Origin of the sequence: Kitasatospora sp. NPDC006697 (genome assembly GCF_042869935.1) — a bacterium.
Lineage (GTDB): Bacteria > Actinomycetota > Actinomycetes > Streptomycetales > Streptomycetaceae > Kitasatospora.
The window spans coordinates 18,081-31,085 of record NZ_JBIAGU010000043.1; the positions used below are offsets into that span (position 1 = coordinate 18,081).

Here is a 13,005-nt window from a genome sequence, read left to right on the forward strand (position 1 = left end):
TCGCTGGGGCCCCATCGCCGTGGCGGTTCGCCGCAGGGAGGAGCGCAGCACGGTGACCTTTCCCGCCGGCAGTGAGCCCGCCCCCACCCCCGAGCCGGGCCTGCCCACGGGCAGCGTGGCCCGGCGGCTCGGCGTCTCCGCGACCACGGTCCGCTCCTGGGAGCGGCGCTACGGCATCGGCCCCGCCCACCGGGAGGCCGGCCACCACCGCCGCTGGAGCAGCCAGGACATCGCCGTGCTGGAGGCGATGTGCCGCCTGACCGCCCGCGGGGTGCCGCCGCGCGAAGCCGCCCGAGCCGCCCTGGCGGAGCGAGACCCCGCCCCGGGGACGGAAGCGGAGGCCGAGGGCGGCGAGCAGCGGGGCCCCGGCGGCAGCCGCGTCCTGCGGGTCGGCACGGTGCGCCCCGAATGCCGCGGCCTGGCCCGGGCGGCGGTGCGGCTCGATGCGCCGGAGGTGACCCGGATCCTGCGCGAGGCGGTCGACGCGCTCGGAGTGGTCGAGGCCTGGACGGAGGTCATGATGCCCGCGCTGCGCGCCGTCGGCCGCAAGTGGGCCGTGGACGGCGAGCAGTACGTGGAGGTCGAGCACCTGCTCTCCTGGCACGTCTCCACCGTCCTGCGCGGCGCGGCGGTCGCCCCGTCCGCGACCCGGTCCGCGCCGCCCGTCCTGCTGGCCGCGACGCCCGCCGAACAGCACACCCTCCCGATCGAGGCCACCGCCGCCGCGCTGGCCGAACGCGGGCTCCCGTTCCGGATGCTGGGCGCGGCCGTCCCGCCCCGGGCGCTGCTCGACGCCGTGCACCGGCTGGGGCCGGGGGCCGTGATGGTCTGGTCGCAGGACCCGCGCAGCGCGGACCGCGAGCTGATCGGCCGGGTCGGCGCCAGCAGTTGGGGCCCGCGCGGCGCGCGCGGCGGCGCGCTCGTCGTCGCCGCCGGCCCGGGCTGGGGCCGCACCGGGCCACCGGCCGGCACCGCCAGCCCCCACACCCTCGCGGCCGCCGTCGACCTGCTCGAACGCTCGGTGACCGGCTGAGAGACGGATCCAATCCACCCGGCCGCGGGCTCCGAAGATCAGGTGCAAGGACAGTGCGGGCCGCACCGCGGCCCTGTCGGGAGGGCCCCCGTGACGACGTTCGACACCACCAGCACCCGCCCCGCCGCCGGGGGAGCGGTGCCGCGCCGGGTGGCGGTGGTGGGCTCCGGCGTCGCCGGGCTCACCGCGGCCCACGAGCTGTCCCGCGCCGGGCTGGCGGTCGAGCTGTTCGAGGCGGACGGGCGGCTCGGCGGCCACGCCCACACCCAGGATGCCGCCGACCCGGACGGACGCACTCTCGCCCTGGACACCGGCTTCCTGGTGCACAATGAACGAACCTACCCCCACCTGGTCAGACTGTTCACCGAACTCGGTATCCGCACCCAGGACAGCGAGATGAGCATGTCGGTTCGCTGTGACGGCTGCGGCCTGGAGTACGCCGGTGCCCGCGGACCGGCCGGCCTGCTCGCCCGGCCCGACGTCCTGCTCCGCGGCCGGTACCTGCGGATGCTCGCCGAGGTGCCCCGCTTCCACCGGCGCGCCCGCCGCCTGCTCGCCGACCCCGGCGCGGGCGATCCGAGCCTGCGGGAGTTCCTCGCCGCCGAGGGCTTCGGGCCCTACTTCGTGCACCACTTCATGACCCCGGTCGTCGCCGCCGTCTGGTCCTGCGCCCCCGACCTGGCGGGCGACTACCCGGCCCGCCACCTCTTCGCCTTCCTCGACAACCACGGAATGCTGGCCGTGACCGGCTCGCCGACCTGGCGCACCGTCATCGGCGGCTCGCGCGGCTACGTCGAGCGGATCGCCGAGCGGCTGACCGCCGTCCACCGGGCCACCCCCGTGCGCGCCGTGCACCGCCACCCGGACGGCGTCACCCTCCGCACCGACGACGGCCGCCGCACCGAGGCCGACGCGGTGGTCATCGCCACCCACGCCGACCAGGCACTGCGCCTGCTCGCCGACCCGACCGACGCCGAGCGCGCCGTCCTCGGCGCCTTCGGCTACTCGCACAACCCCACCGTGCTGCACCGCGACTCCTCCGTACTGCCCGCCGCCCGCGCCGCCCGCGGATCCTGGAACTACCGGATGCCGCACTGCACCGCCCCCGCGGACCGGGTCCGGGTCAGCTACCACCTCAACCGCCTGCTGCGCCTGGACACCGCCGAGGACTACCTGGTCACCCTCAACGAGGACCGCCGCGCCCCGATCCCCGAGGAGCTGGTGCTCTCCCGCACCGTCTACGAGCACCCCGTCTACACCGCCCGGAGCGTCGCCGCCCAGCGTCGGCTGCCCGAACTCACCACCGGCCGCACCGCCTTCGCCGGCGCCTACCACGGCTGGGGGTTCCACGAGGACGGCTGCCGCTCGGGCCTGGCCGCGGCCAACGCCCTGCTGGGGGTGAGCGCGCCGTGACCACCCTGCCCGGGCCCTGGGGCGCGGTCCTGTACGACACCACCACCACGCACGTGCGCACCGCGCCCCGCCGGCGGACCTTCCGGCACCGCGGCTACCTGTGGCTGGTGGACCTGGACCGCCTGCCGGTGCTGCCCGCGCCGCTGCGCCCGCTCGCCCGGTTCCTGCCGCCCGACCACACCCTCACCCGCACCCCGGCACTGACGGTCCGCCAGGAGCTGGCCCGCCAGCTCGCCGACCGGGGCCTGCGGCTCGGCCGCGGCCAGGTGCTGATGCTCACCCAGGCCCGCTCCCTCGGGCACCTGTTCAACCCGCTGACCGTCTACTGGTGCCACGACGAGACCGGGCGGCCGCTCTGCACGGTCGCCGAGGTCCACAACACCTACGGCGGCCGGTACCGCTACCTGCTGCCCCCCGACCCCAGGGGCCGCGGCGAGTGCGCCAAGGAGTTCCCCGTCTCGCCCTTCTTCCCGCTCGACGGCCGCTACCGGATGGTGCTGCCCGAGCCCGGCCCGCGCCTGCGCCTGACCGTCCACCTGGACCGCGAGGGCACCCGCGCCTTCACCGCCACCGTCCACGGCACCGGACGCCCGGCGAGCCCCGCCGCCCTGCTGCGCACCGTGCTCACCCACCCGTTCGCCACCTGGGCCGTCAGCGCGCACATCCGCTACCAGGGCATCCGCCTCTGGCTCAGCGGACTGCCCGTCCACCCCCGCCCGGGCTCGTGCCGGTCCGACCCGAAGCCCGTCGAGGAGGTGCCCACCTCATGACCACCGCGCACCGCCCGACCCGCGCGGCCCACCCGCTCCGCCGCGCCGCCGACACCCGAGAACCCCGACCGCACCACCTGCGAGGCCCCAGCCGTGACCGCAACCATCGCCCTGTTCACCCAGGACCTGCGCCTGCACGACAACCCCGTGCTGCACGCCGCCGCCACCGCGGCCGACGAGGTCGTGCCGCTCTTCGTCCTCGACCCGGCCATCGAGGCCGCCGGCTTCGCCGTCCCCAACCGGCTGGCCTTCCTCGCCGACTGCCTCGCCGACCTGGACGCCTCGCTGCGCCGGGCCGGCTCGCGGCTGACCGTGCGGCGCGGCGAGCCCGCCGAGCAGGCGGCCCGGGTCGCCGCTGAGGCCGGCGCCGGCTCCGTGCACGTCGCCGCGGGCGTCAGCGCCTTCGCCCAGCGCCGCGAGGCGCGGCTGCGAGCCGTGTTCGGCGACCGCCTGCGGGTCCACGACGCCTCGCTCACCGTGGTGCCGCCCGGGCGGATCACCCCGGCCGGCCGCGACCACTACGCCGTCTTCACCCCCTACCACCGCGCCTGGCAGCAGACACCCCGCCGCACCGTGCTGCCCGCACCCCGCAGGCTGCGCACCCCCGAGGGCATCGGCAGCCAACACCTGGTCTTCGACGGCCCGTTCTCGCCCGGCCTGCCGCGCGGCGGCGAGACCGCGGCCCGGCAGCGCTGGCGGGCCTGGGGCGTGGACCGGTACGAGGAGATCCACGACGACCTCGCCGCCGACGCCACCTCCCGGCTCTCCCCGTACCTGCACTTCGGCTGCCTCTCGGCCACCGAGCTCACCGAGCACGCCCTGCGCCACGACGGCGCGGGCGCGCAGGCCTTCGTCCGGCAGCTCGCCTGGCGGGACTTCCACCACCAGGTCCTCGCCGCCCGCCCCGACGCCGCCCGCCAGGACTACCGCGGCCGGGGAGACCGGTGGCACGAGGACGAGGACGAGGCCGAGGCCTGGCGGCAGGGCCGCACCGGCTACCCGATCGTCGACGCCGGAATGCGCCAACTCGCCCACGAGGGCTGGATGCACAACCGCGCCCGGCTGCTGACGGCCGGCTTCCTCAGCAAGACCCTCCACCTGGACTGGCGGATCGGCGCCGCCCACTTCCTCTCCCTGCTGGTCGACGGCGACGTGGCCAACAACCAGCTCAACTGGCAGTGGGCCGCGGGCACGGGCACCGACACCAGGCCCAACCGCACCCTCAACCCGCTGCGCCAGGCCGACCGCTACGACCCCGCCGGCGACTACGTGCGCCGCTGGGTGCCCGAACTCGCCCACCTCCCCGGCCCGGCCGTCCACCGCCCCTGGCTGCTCGCGCCCGAGTACCCGGCCCCGATCGTGCCGCCCGAGGAGCTGACCACCCGGTTCCGGCAGGGCCGGCCCTGAGGAGGAGCCACCATGGACACCACGCACCCCGGACCGAAGCACTGCCTGGTGACCGGCGCCAGTGGCTACATCGGCGGCCGGCTGGTGCCCGAACTGCTCTCCCGCGGCTACACCGTCCGCTGCCTGGCCCGCGACCCCGGCCGGCTGCGCGACCAGCCGTGGCGGGCGCAGGTCACGGTCGCCACCGGCGACGTCAGCCGCCCCGAGACCCTCGCGGAGGCCTTCGAGGGCATCGACACCGCCTACTACCTGGTGCACTCGCTCGGCACCGGACCGGGCTTCGAGGCCACCGACCGCGCGGCCGCCCGCGCCTTCGGAACGGCCGCCGCGGCCGCCGGCGTCACCCGGATCGTCTACCTCGGCGGCCTGGTCCCGGCCGGGGTGCCCGAGGCCGAGCTCTCGCCCCACCTGCGCTCCCGCGCCGAGGTCGGCCGGATCCTGCGCGACAGCGGCGTCCCCACCGCCGAACTGCGCGCGGCCGTGATCATCGGCTCCGGCAGCGCCTCCTTCGAAATGCTCCGCCACCTCACCGAGCGCCTGCCCGTGATGGTCACGCCGCGCTGGGTCGGCACCCGGATCCAGCCGATCGCCGTCCGCGACGTGCTGCGCTACCTGGCGGGCGCCGCCGAGCTGCCCGCCGAGGTCAACCGCACCTTCGACATCGGCGGCCCCGAAGTCCTGACGTACATCCGGATGATGCACCGCTACGCCCGGATCGCCGGACTGCGCCGGCGCTGCATCCTGCCCGTCCCGGTGCTCACGCCCCGGCTCTCCGGCCACTGGGTCGGCCTGGTCACGCCGGTGCCCAACTCGATCGCCCGGCCGCTGGTCGAGTCGCTGCGCCACGAGGTGGTCTGCGGCGAGCACGACATCGCCCGCTGGGTGCCCGACCCGCCGGACGGCCTGACCGGCTTCGACCGGGCCGTCACCCTCGCGCTGCGCCGGATCAAGGACGCCGAGGTGGCCACCCGCTGGTCCTCCGCCTCCCTGCCCGGCGCCCCCAGCGACCCGCTGCCCACCGACCCCGACTGGGCCGGCGGCAGCCTCTACCAGGACGTCCGGGAACGCACCGTCGCCGCGCCCGCCGGCGCCGTCTGGCGGGTGGTCGAAGGCATCGGCGGCGACAACGGCTGGTACTCCTTCCCGCTGGCCTGGGCCCTGCGCGGCTGGCTGGACCGCCTGGTCGGCGGCGTCGGCCTGCGCCGCGGGCGGCGCGACCCGGTGCGGCTCCGGGTCGGCGACTCGCTCGACTTCTGGCGGGTGGAGGAGATCCAGCCGGGCCGGCTGCTCCGGCTGCGCGCCGAGATGCGGCTGCCGGGGCTGGCCTGGCTCGAACTGTCCGTCACCCCGGAGGGCGACGACCGGGCGTGCTACCGGCAGCGCGCCCTCTTCCACCCGCACGGCCTGGCCGGGCACGCCTACTGGTGGTCCGTCGCCCCCTTCCACGCGGTGGTCTTCGGCGGCATGGCCCGCAACATCACCGAACGAGCCCGCCAGGACCCCTGACCTAAGCGAACGAACTGTGCAGGTACCGGACGGTCGGCACCGCGGCCAGCCAGGCCGCGGCGGCCAGGCCCAGCGTCACCGGGAAGGGCCACTGCACCAGCACCAGGATGACGGCGCCGATCGCCGTCGCCATCGCCGTGCCGAGGAAGAGCAGCGGCGCGCTGTGCCGGAACGCCGGGTTCCGGCCGGGCAGCCCGAAGGCCGTCACCACCGTGCCCGCGGCGATCGCCGCCGTGGCCGCCGCCAGGCCGAACCAGAGGTGCCAGGACAGGTCGGTGGTGCCCACCTCGTGCCCGCCCTGGGCGATCCGCACCACCATGTTCTGCCAGACCGTCAGGTCCACGGTGCTGCCGGTCTCCACGTGGCGGTACAGGTACTCGTCCACCTCGAACTTGCGGGCGGAGCCGGTCCCGCGCGCGACGTCCAGGTAGTAGGCGACGCCGTCCTCGGCCGAATCGGTCACCTGCTTCCCGGTGACGCGGCCGCTCTCCCGCAGCAGGCAGTCGGCGTCCGGCCCCGGCGCCGGGGTGCCGCAGAGCGGAGCGGTGCGGTAGCCGCCGCGCTCCTCGTAGCCGCCGGTGAAGAGCAGGAAGCCGAGGACCACCAGCGGCAGTCCGGCCAGCACGATCAGGGCGCGCGCGGCGCGGGAGCCCCGCCACCGCCGCGCCGGCCCGTCCGCCCCCCGGTCAGCCATCGGATCCCCACCCGCCTCACGCCGCCCGCGCTTGCCACGGACCGCATACCGGATGATGCCAGGCACCTCAGACGGGCGGGAGGGGCCGTCGGCGCCGCGGCGGCGTCCGCCTGCCGGGATGGCATGTTCGCGGCCGAAAAATCCGCTGGTCACAGCCCTGGTGACAGCCGCCCGGCGGGTCTAGCATTCCCGGCACGGCGGCCCGCCACGGCATCTCCAGGGCCGCCGAGCAGAGCAGCAGGGCCCTGGCTCGGGCACTGCTGACCTTCCCACGGCCGGGCCCGGCGGAGCCTCCCCCCTCGCTCCCCGGACCCGGCCGGCTGCCGCATCCCGTCACCGCCCGGCGTCATCGAGCGCGGCGAGCCACAGGTCGGCCGGGCCGAGCGTGAGCAGGCCGCTGCCCGCGCCCGCGAGTTCGCCGGCGGCCGGCGCCAGCCGGTCACGGGCGCGCAACCGCGCCTCGCGGTCGCCGAGTTCGAGCGCGGCGGCGGCCTCCAGACAGGTCAGCGCCTCCTGAAGCAGGTCGGCGGGCGGCTCGGGCAGCGCGCGCAGGGCGGCCGAGGCCTGCGCGCGGCGGTCGGCCCCGAGCAGCAGGAACGGCTCGGCCCACGGCAGGTACGGGCCCCAGTCCGCACCGGGATCAAGCCGGGCGGCAGCCTCGGCCGCCGCGCCCGGGCGGCCCGCCAGGGAGCGGGTGAGGCCCAGCAGTGCCACCAGGCCCTGCTCGAGGCCGGGCATGCCCGCGTCGGGCAGCAGCGAGGCGGCCCGCCGGTACCCGGCGTCGGCGGCGGCGCCCGCCCCGGTCGCCGCCGCCCGCAGCGCCCGGTACCAGGCGGTGAACACGCTGGCGAGCGGCCGCTCGTGACGCTCCGCCAGCTCGTCCACGGCGTCCGCGTGCGCATCGGCCGCGGGGAAGTCGGCGAGCGCGGCGCGGGCCTGCATCCCCATGAGGTGGCCCAGCACCCGGTAGTTCACCAGCCCGTGCCGGGTGGCCACGGCCACGGTCTCCGCGGCGATCGCGTCGCGCCGGGGCGCGAGCCCGGCCCGGGAGCAGGACTGCATGAAGACGCCGTTGAGCGCGAACGCCAGCAGCGCGGGATCGTCCAGCCGGCGGGCCAGCCGCTCGGCCTCCCGGGCCGCCCGCGGCCCGCGCCCGGAGCGGGTGCCGCGCAGCTCCAGGGCGACCGTCGTGAGCAGGCGGGCCCGGGCCGGCTCGGTCCCGGGCGCCTCGGGCAGCCGGGCCAGGGTCCGCTCCGCGGCGGCGGCGAGCTCGCGCGCCCGCCCGGGGTCGTCGGCGCGGGTCCAGATCGCGGGCACGTCGTAGGCGCCGAGGATCCGGGCGGTCAGCTCCGGATCGCCGTACTCCTCGGCGGCGGCGACCGCCGCCCAGCGGTGCTGCTGGGCCTCGCGCAGGCCGTCGCCGCCGGTCACCGCGAGGGTGCGGACCAGGCCCACCACCGACTCCAGCCGGGCCCGGGAGCCGGTCGCGACGGTGCGGTCGTAGGCCGCGCTCGCCCGCGACCAGAGCCGGTCGGCCGCGTCCGCGGGCTCCGGCCGCAGGTCGAGCCCGGGGGACTGCGCCAGCACATCGGCCTCCAGACGCCGCAGCCCCGGCCCCGGGTCGATGCCGAACCGCTCCGCCAGCATCCCGCGGGCCCGGCGCAGCACCGCCAGCGCGTCCGCCTGCCGGCCGGTCCGGTAGAGCGCGAGGGCCAGCAGCCCCCAGGCCTCCTCCCGATGGGGATGGGCCTCCAGATGGCCCTCCAGATCGGCCGCCGCCTCCGCTGCCCGGCCGCACCCGAGCCTGGCCCGCGCCTGCTCCTCGACCGCGTGCAGCCGCAGCCCGTCCAGCCGCCCGCACTCGGCCCGGGCCCAGTCCGCCCCGGCGAACCCGGCGTAGGCCGGGCCGCGCCACAGCTCCAGGGCGGCGGCCAGCTCCGCGACCGCGCGCTCCGGCGGCAGGCTCGCGGCCGAGCCGACGGCGGCCTCGAAACGCCAGGCGTCCACCGCCTCCGGTCCGACCCGCAGCGCGTACCCGGGACCCTCCGTGACCAGCACCCGGCTCGGCGCCCGCGGCGGACGGTCCGGCTCCAGGACCCGCCGCAGCGAGCCGACGAAGGTCTGCACCGCGCCGGTGGCCCCCGGACCCGGCTCCTCCCACAGGTCGGCCACCAGTCGCGCGAGCGGCACCACGCGCCGGCGCGCCAGGATCAGCCGGGCCAGCACGGCGCGGTGCCGCGGCCCCTTCAGGTCGAGCGCCCCGCCGTCCGCGTCCCAGGCCGTGACCGGTCCGAGCACCCCGAAGGTGATCCGCTCCATCGACTCTTCCTGTTCACCGTCCGACCGCTGCGGCCACGGTAGACGCTGATCGGCTGCTGATTCGCGCCCACCAGGCTGGGACACGTCCGATCCACCGCACCACCGAGCGAAAGCAGGCACCGCCATGGCACCCGCACCGACCATCCCCGGCTTCGAGCAGCGCCGCGTCCTGGTCGCCGACGGTGTCGCCCTGCACGCCGCCGTCGGCGGCTCGGGCACCCCGATCGTGCTGTTGCACGGCTTCCCGCAGACCCATCTGATGTGGCGGCAGGTGGCCGCCGACCTCGCCGCCGACCACACGGTCATCTGCCCCGACCTGCGCGGCTACGGCGCCAGCGACAAGCCCGCCGACCCCGACGGCACCGCCTACGCCAAGCGCACCATGGCCGCCGACACCGTCGCGCTCGCCCGGGCGCTCGGGCACGACCGCTTCGCGCTGGCCGGCCACGACCGCGGCGCCCTGGTCGCCTTCCGCGCGGGCCTGGACCACCCGGGCGCCGTCACCCACCTGGCCTGCCTGGACGTCCTGCCGACCCTGGACATGTGGGACGTCATGCACGGCACCAGCGCGGCCGTCGGGTTCCACCTCTACCTGATGGCCCAGCCGCCCGGCCTGCCTGAGCAGCTGATCGCGGCCGCCCCGGACGCGTTCTTCGGGCACTTCCTCGACCTCTGGTCGGCGGACCCCGCGAGCACGCCGCCCGAGGTGCGCGCCGCCTACCTGGCCGCCTGCCGCGCCGCGGTGCCCTCCATCGTCGCGGACTACCGCGCCTCGGCCGGCATCGACCTCGAGCACGACCGGGCCGACCGCGAGGCCGGCCGGCGGCTGGCCATGCCCGTCACCGTCCTGCAGCAGGACTGGGGAGCGGCCCTGGGCTTCGACGCCCGGGCCCGCTGGTCCGGCTGGGCGGCCGACCTGGCCCACAGCACCGTGGACTGCGGGCACTTCATGGCGGAGGAGGCGCCCGAGCTGGTCACCGCCGCGCTGCGCGAGCTGCTGCGGCGCTGACCCCGCCGGCGCGGCGACGGCCAGGCGGCCCGCTCCTCCCGCAGGGCCGCCTGACGGTCGCCTCCCGCAGGGCCTGGGCCGGCAGTTCGGCCGCGAACCCGCGGGTGCTGCCGCCGAGCACATCAGGGTGCCGTCGGGCCCGCACGGTACCGCCCGCCCATAAGGAGACGCAGACGCCTATATGGCGAAGCGTCAGCGTGCGGGCCGGGCCGCGCCCGGCCCGCACGGTCCGTCAGGTGGTCCAGATCGCCGAGCTCGAGCCGTTCGGGTCGCCGGTGACGGGGGTTCCGGTGGCCGCGCTGACGTCGAAGGAGACCCAGCGCCCGCCGGAAACGAAGAACTGCACCAGGTGGCCCGCGGCGGTGCGGGCGTACTGGGCACCGCCCAGCGAGACGGGGTTGCCGGCGATCGGCACGCCGGTGGCGGCGCTGACGTCGAAGGCGACCCAGGCGCCGTTCGCGACGTAGAACTGCAGCAGGTCGCCGTTGCTGCCGCGCGCGTACACGGCGCCGCCGGCGGTCGGGTCACCGGCGATGGCGGCACCGGTGGCCGCGCTGACGTCGAAGGAGACCCAGCGGCCGCCCGAGACGAAGAACTGGCGCAGGTGGCCCGCGGCGTCGCGGGCGTAGACGGTGCCACCCTGGCTCTGCGGGGCGCCGGCGATCGGCACGCCGGTGGCGGCGCTGACGTCGAAGGCGACCCAGGCGCCGTTCGACACGTAGAACTGCAGCAGGTCGCCGTTGCCGCCGCGCGCGTACTCGACGCCGCCGTCCACGGCCGGGCCGGCGCTGATCGCCGCACCCGTGGCCGCGGTCACGTCGAAGGCCACCCAGGCGTTGCCGGAAACGTAGAACTGCACCAGATGGCCGTTGGTGTCCCGGGCGTAGACGCCGCCGCCCGAGCCGACCGGGTCGCCGGAGACGGCCACGCCGGTCGCCGCGGTGAGGTCGAAGGCGATCCACTGGCCGTTCTGCTGGAAGTACTGCCACAGGTGGCCGTCGGCGCCTCGGACCCAGGTGCTGCCGGAGTCCGACGAGGGCGTGCCGGTGGCACTGCCGCCCGCGCCGGCCGCCACGTCGGTGGCCACCCAGGCGCTGTTCACCACGGCGAACTGCCACAGCCGGGTGGCGGCGAAGGACGGGGTGCCCGCCGGAGTGCCGAGGCCGGTCGGGCCGTCCCAGCCCGGGCCCGCGGCGCAGAGCGGCGAGCCGCCGCAGCTGCCGTTGCCGCCGCCGGTGACGTCGTTGAGCTTGCCCGGGTAGGCGTAGGGGTAGCCGGCGGGCCGGTCGGCGGCGCCGGGCCGGCCGGCCAGCGCGTACACGGCGGCGGTGATCGGCGCGGCCACGCTGGTGCCGCCGTACTCCGTCCAGCCGGAGGCGCCGTAGGTCTGGTAGACGGCGACACCGGTGCCCGGGTCGGCCACGGCGGAGACGTCGGCGATGGCGCGCCCGGCGCAGCCGGTGGCCACCGACTGCTGGAAGCCCGGGCGCGGCTCGTAGGCCGAGCAGCCCGAACCGGCGCCGCTCCAGGCCGTCTCGGTCCAGCCGCGCGCACCGCCCGAGCGCTGCAGCGTAGTGCCGCCGACGGCGGTGACCAGCGGAGAGGCGGCCGGGTACTCGGTGCCGTAGCCGCTGTCGCCGGTGCTGACGGTGATCGCCACGCCCGGGCGGTCGAAGTGCGCGTCGTCGCCGGTCTCGCCCGCGTACTCGGGCGTGCCCCAGCTGTTGGAGACGTAGCCGGCGTGGCCGGTGGCGTAGTCCTCGGCCGCGTAGAGGCTGGTCCGCAGGCTGTCGTTGGCCTCGACCAGCAGGATCGTGCAGTGCGGGCAGACCGCCGAGACCATGTCGAGGTCCAACGAGATCTCGCCGGCCCAGCCGGGGTCGGCGGCCGGCAGCGGGGCGGCGGCGCCGGTCTGGTTCACCTTGTGGAAGCAGCCGTTGGCGGTGGAGCAGGCGGGCAGGCCGTACTGGCTGCGGTAGGCGGTGAGGTCCTGCTCGGCGGTGGGGTCGTCGTAGGCGTCGACGATGGCGACGGTGCGGGTGCTGTCGGCGGTCAGCGCGTAGGCCTGGCGCAGGTCGGCGGGACCGTAGCCGGTGGGGGCGGCGGCCGGGGCGACGTCGGTCCGCCGGACGGCGAAGCAGGCGGCGCTGCCGGGCGCGGGCGCGGCGCAGGCCCGGGTGGTGGCGGGCTGGACGGCGGCGGCCGGGGCGAGCGGCACGGCCTGGGCCGGCGCGGTCGGCAGTGCGGCGAACCCGGCGGTCGCCAGGAGCGCGGCCAGCGACGCGACGGCCCTTCGGCGTAACGCGCGCACGGCGACGGTGCTGCGGGACGGGCTGGACATGGGCGGGGCCTCCCTGGGCGAGAAGAAGTTCCGAACACGGTCCGCATCCCGCCCGCAATTGAGCCACAGCTCGTGAACACCCGTCAACGGCCCCATATAGTCCGCAGCTTGGCGTGACTGACCGTTAGAAAACCTCCTGCAGAGGCGAAGTGACGGTTCGTCACCAGAATTTCAGATGCCCGCCTCCGCGAGCGCCGCCAACGAAGGAGTCCGCCCGCGGCTCGCCGCCGCCGTCGCCGCTATCACTGCTCGAGGCGCAGGCCCTCGGTGTCGCGCAGGAGCCCGAGTTCGCCGTTGGCGAGTTTGACCTGGTAGCCGTCCGGGGTGCGGGCGACGGCCTTGTACCAGACGACGGGCTGCAGTTCGCTGATCTGCCGGCCGTCCGGCCCGTAGACGGGCCGGGGCTCGGGCGGCATGAACGGGAAGGGGCGGAACCCGTCCTTGCGCCGGCCGAAGATGCTGCGGATCCTGCCGATGATGTTCACCATGCCGGTCAGTATGCCCAGTTGGGGG

10 protein-coding genes are annotated in these 13,005 nt (G+C 76.5%); 6 read left to right on the plus strand and 4 right to left on the minus strand.

Annotated features, from left to right (window positions below):
• The first annotated feature begins 52 nt into the window (after window positions 1-52).
• The 5 genes from ACFYNO_RS37730 to ACFYNO_RS37750 all read left to right on the plus strand — a co-directional run bounded on the left by ACFYNO_RS37730 (window position 53) and on the right by ACFYNO_RS37750 (window position 6,129).
• Complete coding sequence (locus ACFYNO_RS37730; protein WP_388022388.1) at window positions 53-1,033, plus strand: MerR family transcriptional regulator; 981 nt, start codon at window positions 53-55, stop codon at window positions 1,031-1,033.
• Window positions 1,034-1,123: 90 nt separating this feature from the next.
• Window positions 1,124-2,446, plus strand: a complete 1,323-nt coding sequence (locus ACFYNO_RS37735) for an NAD(P)/FAD-dependent oxidoreductase (protein ID WP_388022391.1) — start codon at window positions 1,124-1,126, stop codon at window positions 2,444-2,446.
• The gene (locus ACFYNO_RS37740; protein ID WP_388022394.1) at window positions 2,443-3,216 is read left to right on the plus strand and encodes a DUF1365 domain-containing protein; all 774 of its coding nucleotides are present in this window, start codon (window positions 2,443-2,445) and stop codon (window positions 3,214-3,216) included. The genes ACFYNO_RS37735 and ACFYNO_RS37740 overlap by 4 nt, the downstream gene beginning before the upstream one ends.
• A gap of 93 nt (window positions 3,217-3,309) precedes the next feature.
• Entirely contained in the window at window positions 3,310-4,623 is a 1,314-nt protein-coding gene (locus tag ACFYNO_RS37745; protein ID WP_388022397.1) for a cryptochrome/photolyase family protein, read from the plus strand.
• A 12-nt stretch (window positions 4,624-4,635) separates the two neighbouring features.
• The gene (locus tag ACFYNO_RS37750; protein WP_388022399.1) at window positions 4,636-6,129 is read left to right on the plus strand and encodes an SDR family oxidoreductase; all 1,494 of its coding nucleotides are present in this window, start codon (window positions 4,636-4,638) and stop codon (window positions 6,127-6,129) included.
• A 1-nt stretch (window position 6,130) separates the two neighbouring features.
• Here the strand turns inward: ACFYNO_RS37750 and ACFYNO_RS37755 are convergent, their stop codons facing one another.
• Window positions 6,131-6,823: a hypothetical protein gene (locus ACFYNO_RS37755; RefSeq protein ID WP_388022401.1), complete on the minus strand. Its 693-nt coding sequence runs from the start codon at window positions 6,821-6,823 to the stop codon at window positions 6,131-6,133.
• A gap of 333 nt (window positions 6,824-7,156) precedes the next feature.
• Window positions 7,157-9,142, minus strand: a complete 1,986-nt coding sequence (locus ACFYNO_RS37760) for a BTAD domain-containing putative transcriptional regulator (RefSeq protein WP_388022403.1) — start codon at window positions 9,140-9,142, stop codon at window positions 7,157-7,159.
• 124 nt (window positions 9,143-9,266) lie between these two features.
• On the opposite strand from ACFYNO_RS37760, the gene ACFYNO_RS37765 reads away from it, so the two are divergent.
• Window positions 9,267-10,151 (plus strand): alpha/beta fold hydrolase, encoded by an 885-nt coding sequence (locus ACFYNO_RS37765; RefSeq protein WP_388022405.1) that lies wholly within the window; start codon window positions 9,267-9,269, stop codon window positions 10,149-10,151.
• A 232-nt stretch (window positions 10,152-10,383) separates the two neighbouring features.
• Here ACFYNO_RS37765 and ACFYNO_RS37770 read toward each other — a convergent pair whose 3' ends face one another.
• A complete protein-coding gene (locus tag ACFYNO_RS37770; protein ID WP_388022408.1) occupies window positions 10,384-12,492 on the minus strand; it encodes a hypothetical protein in 2,109 nt (702 codons plus the stop codon).
• A 242-nt stretch (window positions 12,493-12,734) separates the two neighbouring features.
• On the minus strand, window positions 12,735-12,980 hold the full coding sequence (locus ACFYNO_RS37775; protein WP_388022411.1) for a hypothetical protein: 246 nt from the start codon (window positions 12,978-12,980) through the stop codon (window positions 12,735-12,737).
• Window positions 12,981-13,005 lie beyond the last annotated feature (25 nt).

Coding starts and splice junctions, on each gene's coding strand:
- ACFYNO_RS37750 (WP_388022399.1), top strand. CDS start 4,636: ATGGACACCACGCACCCCGGACCGAAGCACTGCCTGGTGACCGGCGCC.
- ACFYNO_RS37775 (WP_388022411.1), bottom strand. CDS start 12,980: ATGGTGAACATCATCGGCAGGATCCGCAGCATCTTCGGCCGGCGCAAG.
- ACFYNO_RS37765 (WP_388022405.1), top strand. CDS start 9,267: ATGGCACCCGCACCGACCATCCCCGGCTTCGAGCAGCGCCGCGTCCTG.
- ACFYNO_RS37755 (WP_388022401.1), bottom strand. CDS start 6,823: ATGGCTGACCGGGGGGCGGACGGGCCGGCGCGGCGGTGGCGGGGCTCC.
- ACFYNO_RS37760 (WP_388022403.1), bottom strand. CDS start 9,142: ATGGAGCGGATCACCTTCGGGGTGCTCGGACCGGTCACGGCCTGGGAC.
- ACFYNO_RS37770 (WP_388022408.1), bottom strand. CDS start 12,492: ATGTCCAGCCCGTCCCGCAGCACCGTCGCCGTGCGCGCGTTACGCCGA.